Genomic DNA, 24,517 nt, shown 5'->3' on the forward strand with positions numbered 1-24,517 from the left:
TTAAGTTACAGGAGTTTTTTTGACGAAAATATAAGAGGTCGATTTCTAACATAAATGTACCTTATAGGGCAGATGATTTACTCGATAGGGTACATTCTGCATTATGATTGCTCTTTTTTAGTGTCCGATAAAATGATGTGAAAAAAGGAATAAGCATTTATTCATATCGGTGGAGGTCTTTAAAAATATGTTTTGCATTGAATAAAATTTTGAGACCCCAAAAGAATATTTCGATAGGAACTGACGAAAAGCAACAAATTATTCTGTTTCTATATGCGGAAATCATTCAAATGATATCGATATTTATAAATAGTAATTATTCTATAAAATTCAAGTTTAAATTGGCTTCAACAAAACACAAACGCTGCCAAGAACAATAAAAACTTAATTCCTAAAGTAGATGTGGGAATTACGGATAAAGAGGCAAATAGAAGGAGAACTGTAGGCTTCAAGCCGTCGTTTGAGGAAGGTCATGAAGAAGCGATGGAATTTGCAAACGGATTAATTGGTTTTGATAAAAGTTGTTTACAACCAGTCTAAAGATAAGCAGCCATCATCAACAAAGGCTACTCCTGGAAATGGAAAATATTCTGGTCCAGTCGAAGTAAGCTTTGAAACAAGCGAACCTGCTACAATCTACTATACTCTTGATGGCAGTCGTCCAACATTTCAATCACAAACAATTCGACTAAGTGGGCGCGCGAAATTGCTGAAACGTTAAAAATTGATAAGGCTACGACGATCAATTGGTTTGCGATAGATGCGGCAGGCAATATTGAGAAAAATTATAACCCGATGAACATTACTATTAAATAATCAATAAATTAAATCATGACCACCGGGTAGACCGGTGGTCATGATTATTTGTTAACAGTTTTACATCATTTCACCAACAAATTGTGGATGAAAGTGAACCGGAAATGTTCATGTTGTTGGAAATAATAGGTTGTAAATCTTTCTTGGCCTGCCACGGCCTGGGGGTTGTACTTCACCAACGATTTTTGCTAAGCCAGATTGGTGCAATTGCTTTAATAATCTGCTTGATGTTCTTAAAGAAATATCAAATGCCTCTGCAAGTTGATGAATAGTTAGATTGTTATTTTTGTTTTGTTCAAGTAAAGAGACAAGACGGGATATCGTAACTGCACTTAAATTGGCCTTTTCAGCGATTTCTTTCAGTTGATTATTTTCCAGACTTGTTGAAAAATGAAGTGGAGAAAATCTATCATTTTGAAGAGGGCCGCTGCCGCCAGCCCAATTGCAGTAATCAACCCAAGCAATAAATAAAGAAATTTTTTCATCCACCGCCACTTCTTTAATTTTTGAGATTTGAATGAAATTAGCTGTCTGCCGATCAAAATCCTTTAAAAATATTTCAACAGACAAATAGGGATATTGATTTAATTCACAGGTACGAATTTTTATGAAAATATCACAAAATATAATTTTCTCTTTCAAATTTTGGCAATGTATGCTAGTTTTATAGTAATTTAATAATTTAATTTAAATAAGTGCTCATATTTGTGAGGTAAAAGGGAAACTAGTGAAAGTCTAGTACAGCCCCCGCTACTGTAAGAGCTGATGAAATTACAATACCACTGAGAAATCGGGAAGGTGTAAGAGTAAGAAGAAGCTTAAGTCAGGAAACCTGCTTATTTAAACGACACTTGCTTTTCGGAGGGAGAAGTATAGGCAGGACAATTACACCTATTGTTTTTGAGTTTCGGTATGCGTATTTTTATACTGCGAATTTAAATGCCTGTATTCCTTCGAAAGGGAGTGCAGGCATTTTTTATTTGGAGGTAAGCCGATGAAAAAGGGGAAAATTTTCGTTGTTGGTTTCGGTCCAGGAGATCGTGAGCATATTACAAAACGGGCTGTAGATGCCTTGCAGCAAAGTGATTGTATTATTGGCTATAAAACATACGTAGACCTTATTGAACCTTTAGTAACAGCCAAAACCATTGTTAGTACGGGCATGACGGAAGAAGTGTCACGTGCACAAGATGCAATAAAGAAAGCTGAGGCAGGTAATATTGTCTCAGTGATTTCCAGTGGGGATTCAGGCGTATACGGTATGGCTGGATTAGTGTATGAAGTGTTAATTGAAATGGGCTGGATCGAAAAAGAAGGAATAGAGGTAGAAATTGTACCTGGTATTTCAGCGATTAATTCATGTGGGAGCTTATTGGGCGCCCCAGTCATGCATGATTCCTGCACAATAAGTTTAAGTGACCATTTAACACCTTGGCCTGTTATTGAAAAGCGGATTGAGGCAGCAGCTATGGCAGACTTTGTGATTGCTTTATATAATCCGAAAAGCGGACGGCGGACACGTCAAATTGTAGAAGCACAAAAGATTCTATTAAAATATCGTTCTCCTGAAACACCAGTAGGTCTTGTAAAAAGTGCCTACCGTGAAAAACAAAATGTAGTGCTGACAACACTAGCGGAAATGCTTGAACATGATATCGGGATGCTGACAACTGTCATTATCGGAAACTCTTCTACTTTCTTTTACGATAATAAAATTATTACTCCCCGAGGTTATCAACGTAAATATACGTTAGGTGAAGAGACCCAAAGTTTAAAACCACATCAGCGTTTGAAAAAGGAAGCTGAACCGTGGGCATTAGATCAAGAAACAGGAAAAGCACAAGCTGGTTATGAGCAAATCATGAAAAAAAAACAAGAAGTTAGCCCCTTAGAAATGGCTTTACAGGCAGTATCTATGGTGACTAAAACGGAGATGGAAAATCCATTTTTCGTACAGCAGCCAATCGAAGATATATTTGAATTTGCTGTTTCTCCAGGTGTTGCCAATAAATTTATTACGCCAGAGCAGATGGGCGTATTAGCTAAAATTATTGGCAAGAAAGGCACCATGGAATATACACCAAATCATTATTTCATAATAAAGATTCCGACAGATCAGCCTGAATCAATTATTGAGAAACTTGAGCAAAGTCATTTAACTGTTATGCCGATAGGTGATGTTGTAAATGTAAAAGCTTGTGATTTCTGCTACGGCGAAAAAGCAGAATCAATTCCATATGCAGAAGAAATTGCAAAAAAATTGGGGGGCTTAAAGCTTCCGAAAAAATTACATATTGGTTTCAATGGCTGCGGTATGGCTTGTTATAGACCTGTATTTGACGATATTGGGATCGTTTATCGCAAGAAAAAATTTGATTTATTTATTGGTGCAAAGCCGGTTGGCCGTACAGCCCATGCAGCTCAACCAGTGGCAGAGGGACTTGAACCAGATCAACTAATCCCGTTATTAACGAAAATCATAGAAGAATACAAACAAAATGCACATCCAAATGAACGGCTTTTTAAATATTTTAAACGGGTGAAAAAAATTCAGAATTTTAACTATCATGACATGAGCTGCAAAATTGAGTTAGAGCCAGCGCCATGCGGGGATTAGGAGAAATATATGATTCTATTTTTAGCGGGCACAAGTGATGCGAGAGAATTAGCCATTCAAGTGCAAAATCAAGGACATCCTTTATTAGCAACCGTTGTCACAGAATCTGCAGCCGAAAGTTTAAAGGCTCACGATATTCCCTATCAGGTAGGGCGGTTATCAGTAGATGATATGATAGTGCTTATTCAAAGGCGTGAGATGAACTGTGTTATTGATGCTAGTCACCCCTATGCGGAAGAAGCATCGAGAACTGCAATGGCAGCAGCAAAAGCATGTGATATTCCATATATTCGTTATGAAAGACCAAAGGAGCAGTTTACTTCTCCACTAATTACAGAAGTTGAAAGTTATGAAGAGGCGGCTAAAGCGGCTCAATCTCATAAAGGAACGATTATGCTAACAACAGGCAGCAAAACATTAGAAATATTTACGAAATATTTAATGCGTGATGAAATCCGACTTATTTGCAGAATGCTTCCCAATATTGGGAACATGGAAAAGTGCAATCAACTAGGTATTAAGCAAAAGGATATTGTTGCAATCCAGGGCCCTTTTTCAGAATCATTGAATAAGTCTTTATATGAGCAATATAATGTGACTTTAATGATTACAAAAGAAAGCGGTAAAGTCGGTTCTGTAGATGAAAAGATGACAGCTGCTCTACAATTGGGAATTCCTATTATTCTTATAAAAAGGCCAAAGATAGATTACGAGAATTTCTGTTCTTCCTTTGAAGAAGTTACTCAAACTTTAGGAGGTTTTATTAATGGCAAACATGAACTTTAATACAAAATTTACTCCGCTAACGGTAGATCCAGACAAAATTTATGATTACAGTTTCTCTATTATTAAGGAAGAGATGGGGGAACATTCATTTACAGACGAGCAATGGTTAGTTGTTCGGCGAGTGATTCACGCTTCGGCTGATTTCGAGTTAGGCCGCAGCATGATTTTTACACCTGGCGCTATTGAGGCAGGAATTCAATCCATTTTAGCAGGACGTCATGTGGTAGCGGATGTACAAATGATTGAAAGTGGTTCTGGACGTAAACGATTCCAAAAGCATGGTGGAGACTTGCATTGCTATATTGCGGATGAGGATGTCGCAAAAGAAGCGAAGGCTCAAGGAACAACACGTGCGATTATTTCCATGCAAAAAGCAACGCGCTTACATGATGGAGGAATCTATGCAATTGGTAATGCACCAACCGCTTTGTTGGAGTTAATTCGTTTAATTAAGGAAGGTATTGCAAAACCAGATTTAATTATTGGCATGCCGGTCGGTTTTGTATCAGCAGCAGAATCGAAAGCCGAGTTAGCAGTACTTGAAGGGATTCCATTTATTACAAACGTTGGTAGGAAGGGTGGCAGTACAGTGACAGTTGCAGCACTTAATGCCATTTCATTAATGGCTGATGAACGTGCAAAGCAAACGAAGTAAAAAAGACCCATCACGAATGCGCCATGGCTACACGACAGGATCTTGTGCAACAGCGATGACAAAGGCAGCCTTACAAGCACTTGTGACAGGAAAAGTACCGAATGAGGTGACGATTTATTTACCAGTTGGACAGTATGCGACATTTAGAGTATCCGCATTTGAAGTATCAGATGGCCAGGTAATGTGTGAAACGATTAAAGATGCTGGGGACGATCCTGATGCTACACATCAGGCACGAATTCAAAGTACTGTTCGTTTTTCAAAGGAAAAAGGAATCCATTTAGATGGCGGTGTTGGTGTAGGGCGAGTTACGAAGGCCGGAATTCCTGTACCAGTAGGCCAAGCGGCGATAAACCCCGTACCGCGTAAAATGATATTGGGTGTTGTACATGAAGTCGTCGAAAAATTCAAATTGAATTGTGGGGTTGAAGTCATTATATCTGTACCAGATGGTGAAGAGATTGCAAAAAAAACATTGAATGGGCGTTTAGGTATTATAGGTGGAATTTCTATACTAGGTACACGAGGAACAGTGGTGCCATTTTCAAGTTCTGCTTATATGGCAAGTATTGTTCAAGCGATCAATGTTGCCAAAGAAGCAGGATGTGAGCATTTAGTCATTACAACAGGTGGACGAAGTGAAAAATTTGCCATGCAGCAGTATTCTGATCTACAAGAAGAAGCATTTATCGAAATGGGCGATTTCGTCGGTTTTACATTAAAGAATATTGCTAAGAAGAAAATTCCTAGAGTCTCGTTAGTAGGAATGATGGGGAAGTTTTCGAAAGTAGCACAAGGTGTTATGATGGTTCACTCAAAAAGCGCACCCATTAGCTTCGAGTTTTTAGCGGGTATTGCAAATAAAGTGGGTGTTGATGAGACGATGCAAAGGGAAATTTTACAAGCGAATACGGCTTCACAAGTTGGTGAAATGCTTCAAGGAAACGAGGCATTCTTTGAAGACCTTTGTAAGAACTGCTGCTATTATGCAATAAATCATATGAATACTGATATAAAGGTGTCGACAACCTTGTACGCCATGAATGGAGACTGTTTAGGAAAGGCTGAGAATATTGACGAATTGGATGAAAATGATTGGTATAGGGGATAACGGTGCGGAGGGATTGCTCCCCAAATATATAGAATGGATCAATGAATGTGACGTACTTGTAGGTGGTGAACGCCATTTGCAATTCTTTTCGGAATTTAAAAAAGAGAAAAAAGTATTCAAAGGTGGTTTGTCAGTTTTAACAGCTGATTTACAGAGTGAAACACGAAATGTTGTTATTTTGGTGTCTGGGGATCCGCTGTTTTACGGATTAGGCAGTGTACTTGCAAAAAAGCTTCCATTAGAAATTCATCCTTATACCAGTTCTGTCCAGCTAGCTTTTTCAAAAATGCAGGAGAGCTGGCAGGATGCGTATATTGTCAGCTTACATGGCCGTTCAATGAAAGGATTTGCACAAAGAATTGATGGTAGGAAAAAAATTGCCGTTTTAACAGATGAAACGAATTCCCCGCAGGCCATTGCAACGTATTTAAAGCGTTTCGGCATGAAGGAATATGATGCCTTTGTTGCTGAAAATTTACAAGGTGAAAATGAGCGTTGCCGGTTTTTTACATTGAATGAAATGGAGAAAACCTCCTTTTCTCCATTAAATGTTGTGATTCTAAAACAACGTGTAGCGGTCGAACGTGTCTCTTTTGGAATTCCGGATGATGCGTTTCTTCAGAGAAAACCAGATAAAGGTCTAATTACGAAAAAGGAAGTCCGAACTCTTTGCTTGCAAGAGTTAGGGATTAAAGAAAATAGCATTGTTTGGGATATTGGAACTTGCACAGGCTCAGTCGCAATAGAAGCAGCAAAAATTGCCCGAGAAGGCGAAGTGTATGCGATTGAAAAAAATGATGGCGATCTTCAAAACTGCTTGGAAAATCAATTGAAACATCGGACAGATTTTATTGCGGTCCTGGGAAAGGCTCCTGACCGGCTAGATGAATTTCCTGACCCACATGCGATTTTTATTGGAGGCAATGGTGGGAATATGGAGAATTTATTGATAACGTGTATTTCACGCTTACAGCCCAATGGTCGCTTAGTTATGAATATTGCAACGATCGAAAATCTGGCAGAAGCACTGCAACATCTTAAAACATTAGGATGTGAAGTATCAATAGTACAAGCACAAATTTCAAAAAGTAAGTCAATCTTAAATCTAACGCGTTTCGAACCGTTAAATCCAATTTTTATTGTGACAGCAAAGAAAGGAAAAGAAGAATGAGTATAGGAACCTTATATGGATTAGGTGTTGGGCCTGGTGATCCAGAATTAATCACGGTAAAAGCATTTCGCAGACTACAAGAAAGCCCGGTTATTGCTTACCCTAAAAAATTAAGGGGCAGTAAATCTTATGCCCATCGAATTGTTGAAGTGTATATTAACCCGAAAGAAAAAGAAATGCTTGGTTTAGTATTCCCGATGACAAAAGATGAAGAGACCCTAAGGGCTGAATGGACAAAATCAGTGGAAGCTATTTATCAATATTTAGTTCAAGGAAAGGATGTAGCTTTCGTTACTGAAGGGGATCCGATGCTATTCAGCACATTTATTCATTTAATGAACTTAATGAAATCGATGCACCCAGATGTCCCGATTGAAACGGTAGCTGGTATTTCATCGTTTAATGGTTCTGCTAATCGTTTAGGAATTGCATTAGCTGAAGGGGATGACCATGTCGCTATGATTCCTGCTACAAAGGATATGGAAGAAATGCGAAGTGTGATTGAAGGCCACGATGCGATTGTCTTTATTAAAGTAGCTAAAGTATTAGACGTAATGCTTGATCTACTAGAGGAAATGAATCTATTAGAAAAAACACATGTTGTTACAAAAGTGACTTCTGACGAAGAGGTAATTTGGAATGTCAACGAACTTCGGGGTGCAGAATTAAATTACTTGTCATGTATGGTGGTGCGCAAATAATGAAGAAAATTTGGATTATCGGAGCGGGTCCAGGAGATCCGGATTTAATAACGGTGAAAGGTTTAAAGTTATTAAAAGAAGCGGATGTTGTGATGTATACCGATTCACTCGTAAGCGAAACGTTAGTAGCGGAAGCGAAGGAGACGGCCGAAATTATCCGTACAGCAGGAATGCACCTGGAGGAAATGGTGGATTGTATCGTTGAACGTGTGAATGCAGACAAAAAGGTTGTTCGATTACATACAGGCGACCCAGCTATGTACGGGGCAACGATGGAGCAAGTAGCATTGCTAAAGCAACATGATATTAGCTATGAAGTTGTGCCAGGTGTAAGTTCTGTTTTTGCATCTGCAGCAGCAGTTGGTGCAGAATTAACTATTCCTGATTTAACACAGACGCTTATTTTAACACGGGCTGAAGGGCGTACACCTGTGCCGAAGCGGGAAAAGTTACAAGCACTGGCAAGTCATCATTGTACGATTGCTATGTTTTTAAGTGCGACATTAACAAAGAAAATTACAAAAGAATTGCAGGCGGCGGGATGGGCAGACGATACACCGGTTGCAGTTATTCAGCGTGCTTCATGGCCAGATCAAAAAATTGTTCGCACTACACTGGTTGAATTAGACGAAGCGATGCGTGTCAATGGTATTCGAAAGCATGCGATGATTTTAGCAGGCTGGGCATTAGACCCGCATATCCATGAAAAAAAGTATCGTTCGAAGCTATATGATAAAACATTTACCCATGGCTTCCGCAAAGGTGTGAAGGCGAATGATTAGTTTACGTGAAGGTGAAATTCCTGTCGTCGAGAAACGGAAACCATATGCTCTTGTTGCTATTACGAAACATGGCGTGGCACATGCAAGAAGCTACATTGAGAAGTTTCCATATGCGGACCTATATTATATGAAGAAATTCGAACAAGGGGACGAAGATGCACGCCAAATTCAGTTGTTTGATGGTACGGTACGTCTATTATTGCCTGCTTTGTTTCAGCAATATAAAGGGATCATTTGCATCATATCCCTCGGTGCTGTCGTTCGCATGATTGCCCCACTTCTAATAGATAAAATGAAAGACCCTGGAGTGTTAGTTGTTGATGATAAAGGTCAGTATGTTATCAGCGTATTATCAGGGCATATTGGCGGTGCCAATGCCTTAACTCATGAATTTGCAAAAGCGATCGGTGCAGAGCCCATTGTTACAACCGCATCAGATGTTCAAAAAACGATTCCCGTCGATTTATTTGGTGCACAATTTGGATGGGTGTGGGATAGCGAAGAAAAATTATTACCTGTTAGTGCATCGGTTGTGAATGAAGAGCATGTTGCAATCGTACAAGAAACTGGTGAGAAAAATTGGTGGATGTACGAACGTTCTATACCAGCCAACTTAAAAATATATCCATCGATAATAGAAGCGATTAGGGCAAAGCCACATGCAATCCTGCTTATTACTGATCGTTTAATTGAAGCACATGAAGAAGTGTTGATTGAGAACGGAGTAATCTATCGTCCAAAATCAATTGTCCTCGGCATTGGCTGTAATCGGGGTACGGCGATGGAAGAAATTGAACAAGTCATAGATGAAACATTAGCGGAGCTACGTTTAAGTAAAAAAAGTGTCAAAGCAGTTGCGTCCATCAATTTAAAGAAAGATGAGACAGGGTTGCTTGAATTAACTGCTAAACATAATTGGCCGTTTGCTACATACACACCTGAACAGCTGAATGAAATACCGTTTCCCAATCCGTCGGAAACAGTCTTTAAATATACAGGTGCATATGGTGTGAGTGAACCGGCAGCATTACGTTGTGCAAATGCGAAGGCTTTATTACTAGAGAAAAGAAAAAGTGGCAATGTGACCGTGTCCGTTGCACGTGTCAATTTTGAGGAGAGAGGACAATGAATCGATTTGTTCTAGGCGGTACAGGAAGTGGTGTTGGGAAAACAACATTCACGATTGGAATTATGCGTGCGCTTATGAAGCGCGGTTTAACTATACAAGGCTTTAAATGTGGCCCAGATTATATTGACCCAACGTATCATACAGCTGTCACAAAGCGTCCTTCTCGAAATATTGATAGTTTCATGATGGATCATGATACAGTCCGTGCCATTGTCGCTAAAGCAAGTCAAGATGCAGATGTAGCTATGATTGAAGGCGTGATGGGCTTTTATGATGGTAAATCCCCATTATCAAATGAAGGATCTGCTGCTCATATTAGTGAGATAACAAATAGCCCAGTCATTTTAATTGTCAATGCGGCTAGTATGGCAAGAAGTGTGTCTGCAATCGTCAAAGGCTTTCAAATGTTAGACGAAAACTCCAATATTGTGGGTGTTATTACCAATCAATTAGGAAGTAAAAGTCATTTTGAGATTGTCAAAACAGCAATTGAACAAGAATGTGGAATTCCTGTCATTGGCTATCTGCCAAAAGGAGCAGTGCTTGCGATGCCAAGCCGTCATCTAGGGTTAGTACCGGCTATTGAACGTGGTGATTTAGACTCATATTTTGATAATCTTGCAGAAGCGATTGAAGAAACGGTGAATATTGAGCAGCTGTTAGAAATTACAAGAGTGCAGCCAATTCACGTTTCGGCGTCTATTTTTGATGCACAGCCTGGGCGACAAGAAGTACATATTGCCGTTGCAAGGGATGCCGCTTTTAACTTCTATTATGAAGAGAATTTGGAATTACTACGTGCATATGGGGCAACATTACATTTCTTCTCTCCATTACAAAATGAAGTGGTTCCAATAGAAGCGCAAGGGCTGTATATCGGCGGCGGTTTTCCCGAAGAGTTTGCAAAAACATTAGTAAAAAATGAAAGAACAAAGCAATCAATACGCGCCGTAATTGAGCGAGGGTTACCAACATTAGCAGAGTGCGGCGGTTTTATGTATTTAACGGAGGAGATTGTGAATCGTCAAGAGCAGGCATTTCCAATGCTCGGGGTGATTCCAGGACGTGTGCGTATGCAAGATAGATTAGCGGCAATTGGGTATCGAGAAATTACAGGTGTTACGGGCAACTTCTTAATTGGTAAAGAGGAGCGGGCAAAAGGGCATGAGTTCCATTACTCAACGTATGACGGGGAGCATAAAACATCCGCTTATTTTAGTAAAGGGCGTTTTCGTGCTCAACAAGAAGGCTATTTACATAAAAATCTTGTAGCAGGATATACACATTTTCATTTTGCCTCGAATCCACAGCTTGTGAAAAATTGGTTGTCAGCATGTTTGGAGGGACAACAATGAGTTATTTCCCGCTATTAATGAATATTGACTATAAAAAGGTTGTTATTGTTGGGGGCGGACATGTAGCACGTCAAAAGGTAGAAGCGTTACTTCAGACAAAAGCGGTACTGACAATAATAAGCCCAACAGTGACTGGAAAATTACAACAGTATATAAATGATGGACTTTTGACATGGAAAGAAAAGGAATTTGAACCTGGTGATTTAGATGATGCAACACTTATCTTTGCAGTTACAAATGATGAAGAAGTAAATAATGCGGTAGAAGAAGCTACACAGCATTGGCAATTACTCAGTCGTGCAGATGCAAAGGGACGTGTTGATTTCATTAATCCAGCAGTCGTTCGACGTGGTGAATTCGTAGTGACAGTATCAACATCCGGAGCCAGTCCAGGTCTAACAAGCCAAGTAAAGAAGGATCTAGAGGAGCAATTCGGAAATCATTACGCAGAGTATGTTTCTTTTTTAAAGGAGGCACGTAAGCAAATCTTACAAGCGTTTACGGGCGATACGAAAAAACAACTATTAGCCGAGCTGCTAGATCCGCAAGTTTTACAGTGGGTGGAGCAAGGTGAAAAGCAAGAATGTGAAGCGTGGCTACAACAACGTATAGGAGAACAACTGTGAGTGGATTTGTATATATTGTAGGAGCTGGTCCAGGTGACCCAAAACTATTAACGATTCGAGGATTGGAATGCATCCAGCAAGCAGAGGTGATTTTATATGACCGTCTAGTGAATATTGAATTATTATCACATGCGAAAGTGGATGCTGAGCTCATTTACTGTGGCAAAGAGCCGGGTAAACATGGACTGATACAGGATGAAATTCATCGTGTGCTAGTGGAACAAGCCAAAATGGGCAAGCAGGTCCTTCGCTTAAAAGGCGGCGACCCATTTGTCTTTGGACGCGGTGCCGAAGAAGCTACGATTTTACGACAAGCCGATATTCCATTTGAGATTGTGCCTGGAATTACAGCAGGGATTGCTGCGCCTGCTTTTGCAGGGATTCCTGTAACACATCGTGACCATGCTGCAAGCTTTGCGATTGTTACAGGCCATGGGCGCCCAGAAAAGAAGCAGGACTTTTTAAATTGGTCTGCGCTTGCTCAAATTGATACCGTGGCATTTTATATGAGTATTGGTAATATCGCGCATATCGCGAAAAGCTTAATAACATATGGCAAAAGTGAAACAACCCCTGTTGCGGTTATTGAATGGGGAACAACTGAAAATCAGCGAACAATTACTGGTGAACTCTCAACGATTGCACAAGATATTCAACTTCATGGTATCTCTAACCCATCAATGATATTAGTTGGTGATGTTGTTCGTGTACGGGATCAAATTTCCTGGTTTATAGAAAAGGAGCATGAATTATGTTAGAAGCATTAAAAAAACGCCGTGCCATTCGCCAATTTGATCGGCGCGAGGTGGAGCGTAACAAAATTGAGATGTTATTAGAAGCAGCAACGTATGCGCCAAATGACCGTATGCGTGAGCCTTGGCATTTCTATGTATTACAGGGTGACAGCTTAAAACGTTTTGAGCAAGTAGCGCTTGATTATTTACAAGAACGTTTCCCAACAAAACCACATTTAGTGGAAAGTTCCATGAAAGCCATTATTAATACACCGCTTGTGATTGTAGTGACATCTGCCATTGTCGATGGAGATGAAGGGGCAACAATAGATAATACCTTTGCTGTCAGCAGTGCGATTATGTCGATGTGGTTAATGGCTGAACAACTGGGTTTAGGCATGGTATGGCGTACACGTGGTGTAGGTTTAGTGCATGATACAGCTTTACACCATTTTATTGGTGCAACCGATAGCGAGCAGTTAGTAGGGACATTATGCATCGGTTACCCTGCTGAAGAAATAACTTCTGTAAAAAAGCGCACATCATTTACAGAAAAAACAACTTGGCTATAAGGAGGTGTGTACATGGCACGACAAGGGATGTTGTTAGTGTACACTGGCGAGGGGAAAGGAAAAACAACTGCGTCACTTGGTGTGACATTGCGAGCGATTGGCCGCGGTATGAAGGTGAAATATTTTCAATTTATTAAATCGCCTGAACGTACTTATGGTGAACAAATTGCCTTACGGAAACTAGGTGTCGAAACCGTGCAATTAGGGGTCGGATTTACATGGACGAAAACACCAGAGGAGCATCGCCAAGCACTTGCAAAAGCATGGCAAATTGTAAAAGAGGAGCTTCAGGATGAGACAACAGATCTATTAGTGCTAGATGAGTTGAATAATTCATTGGCTATCACACGTTTTCCAATCGATGATGTATTGCCAATTGCAGAAGTGGTAGAGGCAATACAAAACCGTCCCAAAACGATGCACGTAGTCATCACAGGGCGTTCTGCACATCCATCATTGCTGGCATTAGCTGATTTAGTGTCAACAATTGACGCAACCAAACATTACTATACAGAGCAAGATGTCAAGGCAATGAAGGGGCTTGAGTTTTAATGAATGCTATTGATATTAAGGAGAAGATCCGATGATATGATAAAAAAATCCCCATTAAAAATTGACTTTGAAAAGCTGTGGAAAGAAGGCATGTTAGATTGGCATGGAAAGATGCCAGAGCGCATGGTCGATGATGTATTGGAAGAAGCCTTTTGGGCTCAGTCCATGAAGAAAAAAACATATAAACAAACAGATGATTATGCGAAAAAAGTTTACGAAAAAATAAGGCAGCATATCCCACAAGAGGCAAGCTGTATTGAAATTGGACCAGGTTGGGGTAACTATACATTCCGATTAAGTGAAGATGTCAAAAGTTTAACTCTAGTTGATGGTTCTGAAAGTGTGCTTGCCTATTTAAAACAATACTATGATAGCGATGCACCCGTTCAGTACATTCATAGTAAATGGGAAGAAGCACAAATTGAGCCTCACGATGTTGTTATTGGGGTGAATAGCTTTTACCGCATGTATGAAATGAATGCGGCACTAAAAAAAATCAACAAGCTCGCCAAAAAACGTGCCATTATTGGTTTAACAACAGGACCCATTCAGCCACACTACGTTATCTTAGATGAGCAGTTTGGCTATGACATTAAATATCCGCGTCGTGATTACATTACCATCATGAATATGCTGTATCAGTTAGGCATTTATGCGGATTGTGAATTGGTCAAGCTAGAGCGTATATATCGTTACGATACATTAGAACAACTCTATGAAGAACAAAGTAAAAAAATCTTATCACCACAGCATGAAATGGCACATGTAAAAGTCTCGATCGACCGTTTTATTACAATGGAGAGTGGCCAGTATGTATATCGATATCCATTCTATGCTGCGATAATTAGTTGGGAGCCCACAGATTTACATGCCTAAGTTTCGATTTACATTTTTAATATTGGCGCTAATAGCAGGCCTTCTTGCTTCAATGACTTTTGCGGTGATGGTGGGCTCTGTTGGTATAACGCCGCGTATTATTTGGGAAGTACTATTCTCTAAATTAGGTCTATTGACAGAGACGAATGCTTCAAGAGCACAAAGTATCATTATTTGGGAAATACGTTTCCCCCGTGTAGTACTTGCAGCGATTGTTGGAGCGGCACTTTCAATTAGTGGTGCAGCAATTCAAGCATTAGTAAGGAACTCGATTGCAGATCCCTATATTTTAGGGGTATCGTCAGGTGCTTCAGTGGGTGCAACATCGGTCATTTTACTCGATGCATTTAGTGCTTTAGGGATCTATGCCCTATCCTTTGCCGCTTTTTTAGGAGCTATTGTCGCAGTCATAATTGTGTTTCTATTAGCACGCGTTAATGGACGCATATCTGTTATTCGTTTACTTTTGGCGGGGATTGCGATTTCGATGGTATTATCCGCTATTACAAATCTTATGCTGATGATGTCTAAGCAACAAGGCGGTATTCAGGCTGTTATGTATTGGATGCTAGGTAGTTTAGCAGGTGCGAAGTGGTCAACTATTGGAATCCCATTTTTTACGTTTCTCCTAGTTTTTATATTACTATCATTGAACTATCGTCAGCTTAATGCTTTACTTCTGGGAGAAGAAACAGCCGCTACACTTGGTATTAACTTAGACCGTTTTCGAATCTTTATTATAATTTTTGTCTCATTACTTACAGGTGTTGTTGTTTCAGTCAGTGGAAGCATTGGCTTTGTCGGATTAATCATTCCACATCTCGTAAGAATGCTGATAGGTTCAAATTACAAAGTTGTTATACCGATTAGTGCATTAATCGGTGCGATTTTCTTAGTTTGGGCGGATATGGTCGCACGAGTTGTTATCGCACCTGCAGAAATGCCAATCGGAATTATTACCGCTGTTTGTGGCAGCCCCTTCTTTATTTGGATGCTTAGACGTCAAAGATATTCTTTTGGGGATGGTGAGTAACGATGCTCCAGGTTAAAGATATATCATTTTCAATAATGGACAAGCAAATTTTACAGAATCTTACGTTTTCGATTGATCAAGGGAAATTTGTTGGCATTATTGGACCGAATGGAAGCGGAAAATCAACGATGTTAAAAATCATCTATCGTCATCTTAAACAAACGAGCGGTGTGGTGACATTATATGAGAAAGATATTGTTTATTTCGCACAAAAAAAGCTTGCACAGGAAATATCTGTTGTTAGTCAAGACACACCGGTACTTTTTGATTTTACCGTGAAAGATTTAGTCATGATGGGGAGGACACCATATAAAAAATGGCTTGATAACGATAATCACGAAGACTTTGCTATTGTCGAAGAGAGTATGCGGCTTGCAAACGTATTGCATTTAGAAAACCGCTCTTTTGGTCAATTATCCGGTGGTGAAAAGAAACGGGTTATGCTCGCACGCGCCCTCGCACAGCAGGCAAAAATTTTAGTATTAGATGAACCGACCAATCATCTTGATATCGAACATCAATATCAATTAATGGATTTAGTGAAGGATCTGCCCATTACGATTGTAGCGGCACTGCATGATTTAAATTTGGCTGCTGCTTATTGTGATGAGTTACTTGTAATGAAAGACGCGGCTCTCTATATGAAAGGAACACCCGAACAAGTATTGACAGAAGAGACATTGAAGCAAGTATTTCATATGCAGGCTGGTGTAACCAAAAACCCCTTTACAAAAAAACTACATTTATTTTTTTACACAAGAAGTTAAATAGAATTAAGGACATATGAACATGAAAAACAGAAGAATTTGGACTACTCTAATTTTAATGGTAACGCTATTACTAGGCGCATGCTCAAGTGAAGAAGGAAAAACAGTAAATATAAAAGATGAAAAAACAGAGCAATCGGAAAAAGTCGTTATTGAGAATGAGGGGTTTGTGAATGAATACGAAGAAGCACCAAAACGTGCTGTTTCATTAAATCAACATGTGACAGAAATCATGTTAGCCCTAGGCTTAGAGGATTCAATGGTTGGTACTGCTTATTTAGATGATAAAATTTATGAGCCATTGCAAGAAGCCTATGACAAGGTACCAGTAATTGCTGAACAATATCCATCAAAAGAACAAATAATCTCTGTAGAAGCAGACTTTCTATATGGTGGTTGGTCAAGTGCCTTCAATGAGAAAAATATTGCAACACGTGAAGAATTAAAGGATTTAGGCATTAATAGTTACTTACAATCATCGTCCGTTAATATAGCACCAACATTAGAAGAGATTTATACAGATATTCGAAATATCGCAAAAATTTTCCGAATAGAAGATCGCGGTGAGGCACTAATTGACAAAATGAATCAAGAGATTGAAGGGATTACATCTAAACTACCAGAAGTAAAAGAGCCACTAGATGTTTTAGTATTTGATAGTGGAGAAAAAGAAGTATTTACTGCAGCACAAAACTTTATGAATACACTTGTGACAATGGCTGGTGGGCACAATGTTTTTGGTGATGTTGAAGGAAATTGGGCTACCGTTTCAAAAGAAGATGCAGTCGAACGTCAACCTGAAGTGATTGTTGTGATTGATTATGATTCAACGACAGCGGATCAAAAAATCGAGTTCTTAAAATCAGACCCGGCATTAAGCCAAACACCTGCTGTACAAAACGAGAAATTTGTCATTTTACCGTTATCGGCAGCATCTGAAGGTGTTTGTGTAGCAGAAGCCATCGAGATTTTAGCAAAAGGTTTCTACCCGGATGCTTATTAAACCATTGAGAAATTTCTAGCCTTTATCACGATTAGCAAATGATTTACAAATCGAATGAAGCACTCATGCAAGAGGGGAGAGTTCTCACTTTATGACGACTTGGAATTTAACGCAAATGCAGCGTCACCTGCTTATTTGCAATGGGGCTACCTGTATGGGAGCAGGAGCGGAAGAGGTCACGCAACAAATTCGTAATGAAATCCGTAATAATCGTTTAGATGAGCATATTCATACATCGCGTACACGCTGTAACGGTCGCTGTAAAGATAAATGCGTCGTCATTGATTACCCGAAAGGGACATGGTATTCGGTGCAACATGAAGAAACGGCACGTGCTATTGTTCATGAAGCAGTTGAAGAAGAATCGATTATTTATTCAATGGAGCACGGTGAACGTAAACGTGGTGACAACCGCTTTAAAGGAATCAATAAATACAGGAAAGGAAAAGGGCCGTTGAAAAAAGCTGTATTATTTGTTGGCCATGGCAGCAGGCTAGAGGCAGGAAATGAAGAAGTTCGCCGATTTATTGAACAAACGAAAGAATACATTGATCCGGCCCTTCTTGTAAAAACGTGTTTTTTAGAATTTGCATCACCAAATATTGAAGATGGGATTCAATTATGTATTGAAAAAGGTGCGGATGAAATCCACGTGATTCCTATCATCTTATTACATGCCGGACACTCCAAACTGCACATCCCAGCTGAAATTGAACATGCTAAAGAACATTTCCCGGATGTTCAATTCACCTATGGCCAAACGATTGGCGTTCATGATAAGATTATTGAAATTCTAATAGCAAGACTTACTGAAGTAGGTTTTGATGTGAATCAAAAACATAATGATACGTCAATTCTATTAATTGGTCGTGGTGGCAGCGATCCATATGCTAATAGTGACTTTTATAAAATTAGTCGGTTATTATGGGAAAAATTAAATGTATCTACCGTTGAATGTGCTTTTATGGGGGTAACGAAGCCAACTGTGCAGGATGGAATGGAACGTTGTCTTAAATTAGGTGCCAAAAAAATCATTATGTTACCGTATTTCTTATTTACCGGTATATTAATGGAAAGAATGAATAAAATGGCTGAACAGTTTAAAGAGACTTATCCGCATGTATCAATTGATATTGCTGAGTATTTTGGCTATCATCCAAAGTTAAGAACGGTATTATTAGAACGTATGAATCAAGCTTTAGACGGTACATCGACTGGAATGCAAGATTTAGAAAACTTCCGGAAATATACGGAAGAGCATGGTTATGAACATCATCACCATCACCATGATTAAATAGATAGAAACTGGATTTTGTTTTATGGTCTGGGTACGGCTCTAACTTTTGGGGCGTGCCAGAGGCAAATTATTAACCGTAGTAGTAAATTATGATTATGTTATTAATTAGGAAGCTTGCCTATGAGGGTGAGCTTTTTATCCCGCATTAACGGGCAGTAATACTCCCACCTCAAAATTTAGCGAAAGCAAAGAAGTTAGGTGGGAGATAAACTACCCGTAAAAGCCAGTATTAAATGCTGTCATACTTACTAACAAAACTACAAACAATGAATAAAAAAGTTTTTTCACTAAAATCTCTCCTCTATTATTTTTAAACAACTAAATATTTTAATTTGGTTGTTTTTCCCACTAGATTTGGTAGTATTGTATTTAACAAATAACTAGGAGGTGCAAAATGTTAACTTCTTTTAATTGGCCTTTAATTATTATTATGTTGTTATCTGTGGTAGCTATTATACTTGGTGTGATTTACTTATTGAAAAAATAAATTGGGTTTTCAACCCTATAATTTCATATTTTTATAATTAATTCCTTATACTTGGGGTCCTACTATATTTTCAGGTATTCTAGTCTCCCATATATACCCGGCAAATCCTTCGCCTTTCTGAAAGGATCTTTTTGCGACAGACTCAGCATTAATTCTTACAGACTCAAGTAAGCACATAGCTTTCTTAATAATGTCCCGATCATGCTGAGGTATCCTGAGCATACTAAATCCTCTCCACAGCGGTTATCATTAATCAATATTTTTTCATTTCCATTGTTAGTATCCAGTATCATGTATTTCATAAGATGGTCCACTTTAGAAATAATTCCTTCATGAAATTTAAAATAACAATCCTGCCATGTTGTAATTTTTATAGGCAAAGTATAGTTCAACGAGTCCATCACCATAATGCCTATCTCTTCAAGCTCTTGTTCATCTAGTTCGGGCTTTTTTTTCTTCTTTTCATTCCGATCATATTCTTTCAGCTTGCCAATATGTTCAGGCATAAAGAATCCCTGCCATTTTTTAATCCCTCGATCACGTATCATTACATGTCATCTCCTTATAAATAATTATACAAACATTCGTTCGGATATCAACTTGAAATCGAACAAAAGTTCGTATATAATTATTGGTAAGGGAGGTTCGACCATGAAAAACACACTAAAAAGGGCTGTTAATGATTGCACTGTACTAGAAATGATTTATCAGGACATCAGAGGTAATATTAGCCAGCGACGAATAAAGGTATTATCCTTTAACGAGGACTCATTTCGAGCTTATTGCTATATCTTACTTTTCGCACTGGTCCGACCGATAAGATGTTACTCACCTTAAAAGTACGCTGCTGCTTCATTAAAGAGGGGCATAATAATGGCTGTAAAGAAAAAACGACCAACAAGAGACGAGTTCGAACTTGAAGAGATTGGTAATGCACTTGTAGAGGCAAATGGGGAAAATTCAGAAGTAATATTGAATGTTTGGGAAAAAGAGCCAGTCCAAGGGAAGATAGTTAAGATGGATAGCCGAACAAGATTAATACATATTGAAAAGAACATAGAAATTACTAAGGTTCCTTTTATGGATATAATGAAAGTTGAAATTGCTCCTGGATACTAATCAAAAGAACCGTCTAATTATGAGGCGGTTCTTTTCGTTTAAAATAGTGGATTAGGATAAGTGTTGATTCCGAGTTACACCATTAATATTAAATGTCCTAAAACAAGTAGGAAATGCAGTTTAAAATTCAAGAAAATAATCAAAAAATCTATTTCGGCGACAATCCGGCGATAATCCAAAAAAATAAATATACAAATGATTAACTAAAATAGAAAAAGCCTTGATATACAAGGCTTTTTCTGATGGAGAATAGGGGGCTCGAACCCCTGACCTCTACGCTGCCAGCGTAGCGCTCTCCCAGCTGAGCTAATCCCCCGTATTGAGATATATGAAAAATTATAGCTGCAAATGGAGTTTTTTTCAAGAGGGAAATTATTTAAGCTAATCAGAAGGTTTAAGGGTAATAATGTACCAAAGTGAATGAGTAGTTAAAATAATATTTTTGCACATAATATCGCATAATTAAAACTAAGGCCTTCGCCAAAAAGGACTTGACGAAGACCAAGATTTTCTAATACGTTAAGAAAGTATAAATTGCCAGCGCAGAAGATGATCCGACGTAGTTTCCAATTTTAGGAGTTAAGTATCAGTGCAGCTACACCTCTGTCTTCGCCTTTCCAAGGCTCGCCAATCGGCGAGTTTTCTTTATCAAAAGCCGGTATCTAAAGGCTTTCAATATCTACGCTTTTAACTCCCTTTAGCTCAGATACGCTGTAGTAAACATCTGTAATGCTCTTCTTATTATTAATAGTCACTATTAGTTGAATAAGATGCTTTCTTTCTTCCAAATCTTTGATTCGGACACGTTTAATGGATATTTTTAAATTTTTTATTGCTGAAAGAATTTCTGAAATGTTTTCCTTATTGGTTACTTTTAGCTGCAGGGTAATTTCCTTCTCTCTTAATTGCTTTGGACCAATAAGTCCTATCAAAAAAGGTATGACCTCAACGCTAATAATTAACAAAGCAACACCTGTCATTGCTTCGAGATAGAAGCCCGCTCCAACAGCGATACCTATTCCAGCTGCTCCCCATATTAAAGCTGCTGTCGTTAGGCCGGAAATGGTGTCATTTCCCCTTCTTAAAATAACACCTGCTCCTAGAAATCCAATGCCTGATACAATTTGTGCGGCTAAACGGAGAGGATCCATTTGAATATTAACTCCCTCTTTTCCAGGGAAAATATAGGCTGACTCTATCGATACAATTGTCAATAGGCAGCTAACTATAGAAATAACGAGACTTGTTTTTAACCCGACAGGTTTTCTTTTTAATTCACGTTCAATCCCTATTACGAGACCGAGGACAGCAGATATCCCGAGTTTTATTAAAATTTCTAATTCTAGTTCGCTCATATTATCCCCACTCCTCATTATTTTTTCTATGAAAAGGGACAAGAGCTGGTTCGGCTCCATTTTGAATCAACCTCTATTCGGAATGCATTCTCCATCATCTTAAAGTTTTTATGATGATTTTTTTATAATATCATAAGATTTTATAAAGAATTTTGAAAAAGTATAGAAATTATCGTAATATAGATTTGGTAAAACAACCTAACCTAAAAAATAAGGAGAGTACTATCATGTCAGACACAAAAATAAATCCTTATGTAGCCTTGGCCATTGGTGTTTTTTCAGTATCAACATCTGCCATTCTTGTTAAAGTATCAACAGCTCCATCAGGGGTTATTGCATTTTACAGGCTATTCTTTTCTGTCTTAATTATGTTACCTATATTTCTAATAAAGTATGTTCCTGAGCTTCGACTTATTACTAAACGGGATTGGCTCTTCTCCGTTATTGCTGGTGTCTTTCTTGCCTTTCACTTTATTCTTTGGTTTGAGTCATTAAATTACACATCTGTTGCGAGTTCAACCGTGTTAGTGACTCTGCAGCCACTTTTTGCTTTTATTGGAACTTATTTTTTCTTTAAAGAAAAGTTTTCATGGAAAGCAATTCTAAGCGGGATTATTGCAGTATTAGGAAGTGTCATAATTAGCTGGGGAGATTTAAAAATTAGTGGTTCAGCTTTATTTGGAGATATCTTAGCATTGATCGCCTGTGCGTTAGTTACCGCATATTTGATGTTTGGCCAGACAGTCAGAAAAAGATTATCTCTTATTACTTACACTTTTGTTGTTTACAGTATCAGTACTATTACACTATTGATTTATGTTTTGATAAAACAGGAACCGCTGCTTCCATACGGTACGAGCGACTGGGTTTACTTTATCCTTCTTGCCCTCATCCCGACATTATTGGGTCATACCATTTTTAATTGGTCTTTAAAATGGTTAAGTACCTCTACAATTTCAATGGCTATTCTTTTTGAACCAGTAGGTGCAGCTGTTCTCGCATATTATTTATTACAAGAATCAGTGGTTTGGACACAGCTTCTTGGAGGAGGGATTATCATCATTGGAGTATCTCTTTTCTTACTTGATGAAAGAAGTGTAAGGGTGAAGAAAAGAAAAGTTTCTGATCAAACTCGTTTAAACTAACAAGAATCATTAGGAGTGAAGAAAATGCACTTTGAAAGAACTTTTGCTGAGTTTCCAGAATTGGAGACAGAAAAAGTTATTTTACGTAAGCTTCAAATGAGTGATGCTCCTAGAATGTTTAGTTATTTTTCAAAGGACGAAGTGACAAAGTTCTATGATCTTGACACGTTTACTTCTGAAATACAAGCTGCAGATCTAATTGAAAGACTTCTAAATAGATACCATGAAAGAAAACAAATTCGTTGGGCAATCGTTTTAAAAGAAACAGGTCTGTTTATAGGTACTTGCGGATTTCATGCGATTGAAGAGGAACATTGGAAGGCTGAGATTGGTTATGAACTTCATCCTGACCATTGGGGTCAAGGAACTATGACTGAAGTAATTGGTGCAGTTATTCAATACGGATTTAATGAAATGAAGTTAAACAGGATTGAAGCATTTTATGATCCACAGAATATTTCCTCTGGCAGAGTTCTTGAGAAGAATGGATTTGTCTATGAAGGGGTATTAAAGAAGAGGTTTTTTGAAAAAGGAAAATTTGTTGATGCAGCCATTTCTGCCATTATTAAAGACAATTTTTAAGGAATCCTCTTAAGTTAAGGGGATTCCTTTTTTAGATAAACACATAAGTCAATCCTGAGAAAATAAAACCAGTTGTTACTGAAAATATGAAAGTACCACCATATATTTTTCCTTCAGAATTTGCAATCTTTATACCTTCTACGTATGCATAAGAGAATAGGTATACTGCCATTAATACTGATAGATATAATGCTGCCGATTCCAGTAAGATTCACACCTTTCTCCAAAAGCTAGTGTTAATAGATAGTATGAAATAAATAAGGGTACTATTCCTTATTATTTTTAGTTATTTTCAATTTAGGGCTGTGTATAACTTTGGATTTCTCGCAGTAACTGTGGATAAAGCGCACAAATTTATCCACAACTTGTGGAAAAGTCAGTGGATTACTTTCGTTTTAATATTTATTTTGTTAATAAGTTTGTGGATGTGAAATAAAATAGCAATATGTATGGTTTGTTCTCGAAGTCTTAATTTCTTATCACATATTGAATTTTATATAGCTAAATGATCATCCTGTAGCCCTTTAAGAAAGTTCAGAGGGAGTATTTATTGAAAAATCCTTTGAAGTAACTCTTCTTTTATACACATGTAATGTATCATGAGGATCTTGGGGAGTATAAAAGTGTAATTTCTTTATTTGAAGGAAAATGGTGTTTTTTTAAAAATGAAGCGATTTGTACTATTGTTATGAAGTGTATTAAGATACTTGATGCTAAATTTTTTCAAAATAAAATCCTTCATTACTTATAATCCCAAATGACTTCATTAACAAATAAAAACTAATAGTAGGGAATAGGAAGAAATTATAAAGAAAAAATAAAAATTATATTGCAAACATTTTTTCTGCATGTTATATTAGATCTCGTCCTCACAAAATAACTTAAATATGAAAAAAGATTTTTTGAAAAAGTTATTGACTATTAATGAGGTAATATGGTAAATTAATAAAGTCGCTTCTGAGCGATAAACAAGAAAAACATTGTTCTTTGAAAACTGAGCGAACAAAAACGTCAACGTTAATTCTAAGTCTTTTTATAAGACTATAAATGATCGTCGATTAAGAACGCCACGTCCTGTGGCAACATCGACGTCAGCACATCCGTGTGCAAGTGAGCTATATCAACTCTTTATTGGAGAGTTTGATCCTGGCTCAGGACGAACGCTGGCGGCGTGCCTAATACATGCAAGTCGAGCGGACTTGTGAGAGCTTGCTCTCGCAAGTTAGCGGCGGACGGGTGAGTAACA

The 24,517-nt window shown here is 38.2% G+C and carries 25 protein-coding genes, 1 tRNA gene, 1 rRNA gene and 1 riboswitch; of the genes, 23 read left to right on the forward strand and 4 right to left on the reverse strand.

The genetic code is table 11. From position 1 onward, the window contains the following. Positions 1–511 precede the first annotated feature (511 nt). Positions 512–721: a chitobiase/beta-hexosaminidase C-terminal domain-containing protein gene (locus tag KHA94_RS11370; RefSeq protein ID WP_213102203.1), complete on the forward strand. Its 210-nt coding sequence runs from the start codon at positions 512–514 to the stop codon at positions 719–721. A gap of 203 nt (positions 722–924) precedes the next feature. Here the strand turns inward: KHA94_RS11370 and KHA94_RS11375 are convergent, their stop codons facing one another. Further along, positions 925–1,458, reverse strand: coding sequence for an HTH domain-containing protein (locus KHA94_RS11375; RefSeq protein WP_213102204.1), 534 nt, complete (start codon positions 1,456–1,458; stop codon positions 925–927). A gap of 34 nt (positions 1,459–1,492) precedes the next feature. After that, positions 1,493–1,670: riboswitch (cobalamin riboswitch) on the forward strand. Between the two features lie 140 nt (positions 1,671–1,810). Here KHA94_RS11375 and cobJ point away from each other — a divergent pair. The 18 genes from cobJ (at position 1,811) to KHA94_RS11465 (ending at position 18,580) form a co-directional block, all read left to right on the forward strand. After that, the gene (gene cobJ, locus KHA94_RS11380) at positions 1,811–3,433 is read left to right on the forward strand and encodes a precorrin-3B C(17)-methyltransferase (RefSeq protein ID WP_213102205.1); all 1,623 of its coding nucleotides are present in this window, start codon (positions 1,811–1,813) and stop codon (positions 3,431–3,433) included. 9 nt (positions 3,434–3,442) lie between these two features. After that, positions 3,443–4,219, forward strand: coding sequence for a precorrin-6A reductase (gene cobK, locus KHA94_RS11385; RefSeq protein WP_213102206.1), 777 nt, complete (start codon positions 3,443–3,445; stop codon positions 4,217–4,219). Continuing rightward, positions 4,200–4,874: a precorrin-8X methylmutase gene (locus KHA94_RS11390; RefSeq protein WP_213102207.1), complete on the forward strand. Its 675-nt coding sequence runs from the start codon at positions 4,200–4,202 to the stop codon at positions 4,872–4,874. Before cobK ends, KHA94_RS11390 begins: the two co-directional genes overlap by 20 nt. Continuing rightward, entirely contained in the window at positions 4,849–5,985 is a 1,137-nt protein-coding gene (locus KHA94_RS11395) for a cobalt-precorrin-5B (C(1))-methyltransferase (RefSeq protein WP_213102208.1), read from the forward strand. The genes KHA94_RS11390 and KHA94_RS11395 overlap by 26 nt, the downstream gene beginning before the upstream one ends. Further along, positions 5,960–7,156, forward strand: a complete 1,197-nt coding sequence (gene cbiE / locus KHA94_RS11400; RefSeq protein ID WP_213102294.1) for a precorrin-6y C5,15-methyltransferase (decarboxylating) subunit CbiE — start codon at positions 5,960–5,962, stop codon at positions 7,154–7,156. Before KHA94_RS11395 ends, cbiE begins: the two co-directional genes overlap by 26 nt. After that, a complete protein-coding gene (gene cobI / locus KHA94_RS11405) occupies positions 7,153–7,857 on the forward strand; it encodes a precorrin-2 C(20)-methyltransferase (RefSeq protein WP_213102209.1) in 705 nt (234 codons plus the stop codon). Before cbiE ends, cobI begins: the two co-directional genes overlap by 4 nt. Continuing rightward, positions 7,857–8,639, forward strand: coding sequence for a precorrin-4 C(11)-methyltransferase (cobM, locus tag KHA94_RS11410; RefSeq protein ID WP_213102210.1), 783 nt, complete (start codon positions 7,857–7,859; stop codon positions 8,637–8,639). Before cobI ends, cobM begins: the two co-directional genes overlap by 1 nt. Beyond that, complete coding sequence (locus KHA94_RS11415; protein ID WP_213102211.1) at positions 8,632–9,768, forward strand: cobalt-precorrin 5A hydrolase; 1,137 nt, start codon at positions 8,632–8,634, stop codon at positions 9,766–9,768. The genes cobM and KHA94_RS11415 overlap by 8 nt, the downstream gene beginning before the upstream one ends. Further along, complete coding sequence (locus KHA94_RS11420; RefSeq protein WP_213102212.1) at positions 9,765–11,123, forward strand: cobyrinic acid a,c-diamide synthase CobB; 1,359 nt, start codon at positions 9,765–9,767, stop codon at positions 11,121–11,123. Before KHA94_RS11415 ends, KHA94_RS11420 begins: the two co-directional genes overlap by 4 nt. Next, positions 11,120–11,749, forward strand: a complete 630-nt coding sequence (locus tag KHA94_RS11425; RefSeq protein WP_213102213.1) for a precorrin-2 dehydrogenase/sirohydrochlorin ferrochelatase family protein — start codon at positions 11,120–11,122, stop codon at positions 11,747–11,749. Before KHA94_RS11420 ends, KHA94_RS11425 begins: the two co-directional genes overlap by 4 nt. Continuing rightward, positions 11,746–12,507: a uroporphyrinogen-III C-methyltransferase gene (gene cobA, locus KHA94_RS11430; RefSeq protein WP_213102214.1), complete on the forward strand. Its 762-nt coding sequence runs from the start codon at positions 11,746–11,748 to the stop codon at positions 12,505–12,507. The genes KHA94_RS11425 and cobA overlap by 4 nt, the downstream gene beginning before the upstream one ends. Continuing rightward, positions 12,501–13,055 (forward strand): nitroreductase family protein, encoded by a 555-nt coding sequence (locus KHA94_RS11435; protein WP_213102215.1) that lies wholly within the window; start codon positions 12,501–12,503, stop codon positions 13,053–13,055. The genes cobA and KHA94_RS11435 overlap by 7 nt, the downstream gene beginning before the upstream one ends. Before the next feature lie 12 nt (positions 13,056–13,067). After that, positions 13,068–13,607 carry a cob(I)yrinic acid a,c-diamide adenosyltransferase gene (locus KHA94_RS11440; protein WP_213102216.1) on the forward strand — a complete coding sequence of 180 codons (540 nt, stop codon included), beginning with the start codon at positions 13,068–13,070 and terminating at the stop codon, positions 13,605–13,607. Positions 13,608–13,643: 36 nt separating this feature from the next. Further along, positions 13,644–14,483, forward strand: a complete 840-nt coding sequence (locus KHA94_RS11445) for a class I SAM-dependent methyltransferase (RefSeq protein ID WP_213102217.1) — start codon at positions 13,644–13,646, stop codon at positions 14,481–14,483. Next, positions 14,476–15,516, forward strand: coding sequence for a FecCD family ABC transporter permease (locus tag KHA94_RS11450; protein ID WP_213102218.1), 1,041 nt, complete (start codon positions 14,476–14,478; stop codon positions 15,514–15,516). The genes KHA94_RS11445 and KHA94_RS11450 overlap by 8 nt, the downstream gene beginning before the upstream one ends. A gap of 2 nt (positions 15,517–15,518) precedes the next feature. Next, positions 15,519–16,283, forward strand: a complete 765-nt coding sequence (locus KHA94_RS11455; RefSeq protein WP_213102219.1) for an ABC transporter ATP-binding protein — start codon at positions 15,519–15,521, stop codon at positions 16,281–16,283. A 22-nt stretch (positions 16,284–16,305) separates the two neighbouring features. Continuing rightward, positions 16,306–17,286, forward strand: coding sequence for an ABC transporter substrate-binding protein (locus KHA94_RS11460; protein WP_213102220.1), 981 nt, complete (start codon positions 16,306–16,308; stop codon positions 17,284–17,286). A 91-nt stretch (positions 17,287–17,377) separates the two neighbouring features. Then, positions 17,378–18,580, forward strand: a complete 1,203-nt coding sequence (locus KHA94_RS11465) for a CbiX/SirB N-terminal domain-containing protein (protein ID WP_213102221.1) — start codon at positions 17,378–17,380, stop codon at positions 18,578–18,580. A 645-nt stretch (positions 18,581–19,225) separates the two neighbouring features. Here the strand turns inward: KHA94_RS11465 and KHA94_RS11470 are convergent. Beyond that, positions 19,226–19,618, reverse strand: coding sequence for a YolD-like family protein (locus KHA94_RS11470; protein WP_213102222.1), 393 nt, complete (start codon positions 19,616–19,618; stop codon positions 19,226–19,228). A 319-nt stretch (positions 19,619–19,937) separates the two neighbouring features. On the opposite strand from KHA94_RS11470, the gene KHA94_RS11475 reads away from it, so the two are divergent. Beyond that, entirely contained in the window at positions 19,938–20,189 is a 252-nt protein-coding gene (locus KHA94_RS11475; protein ID WP_338030771.1) for a YolD-like family protein, read from the forward strand. Positions 20,190–20,432: 243 nt separating this feature from the next. Here the strand turns inward: KHA94_RS11475 and KHA94_RS11480 are convergent. Both KHA94_RS11480 and KHA94_RS11485 read right to left on the reverse strand, forming a co-directional pair. Further along, a tRNA-Ala gene (locus tag KHA94_RS11480) sits at positions 20,433–20,505 on the reverse strand. 346 nt (positions 20,506–20,851) lie between these two features. Continuing rightward, a complete protein-coding gene (locus KHA94_RS11485) occupies positions 20,852–21,544 on the reverse strand; it encodes an MgtC/SapB family protein (RefSeq protein WP_213102223.1) in 693 nt (230 codons plus the stop codon). A gap of 227 nt (positions 21,545–21,771) precedes the next feature. On the opposite strand from KHA94_RS11485, the gene KHA94_RS11490 reads away from it, so the two are divergent. The 3 genes from KHA94_RS11490 to KHA94_RS11500 form a co-directional block, all read left to right on the forward strand. Continuing rightward, entirely contained in the window at positions 21,772–22,689 is a 918-nt protein-coding gene (locus KHA94_RS11490; RefSeq protein WP_213102224.1) for a DMT family transporter, read from the forward strand. A 24-nt stretch (positions 22,690–22,713) separates the two neighbouring features. Then, a complete protein-coding gene (locus KHA94_RS11495; RefSeq protein ID WP_213102225.1) occupies positions 22,714–23,271 on the forward strand; it encodes a GNAT family N-acetyltransferase in 558 nt (185 codons plus the stop codon). 1,128 nt (positions 23,272–24,399) lie between these two features. Beyond that, positions 24,400–24,517, forward strand: a 16S ribosomal RNA gene (locus KHA94_RS11500); the annotation flags it as partial.

The sequence above is a fragment of the Cytobacillus citreus genome (assembly GCF_018343665.1).
Lineage (GTDB): Bacteria > Bacillota > Bacilli > Bacillales > Cytobacillaceae > Cytobacillus > Cytobacillus citreus.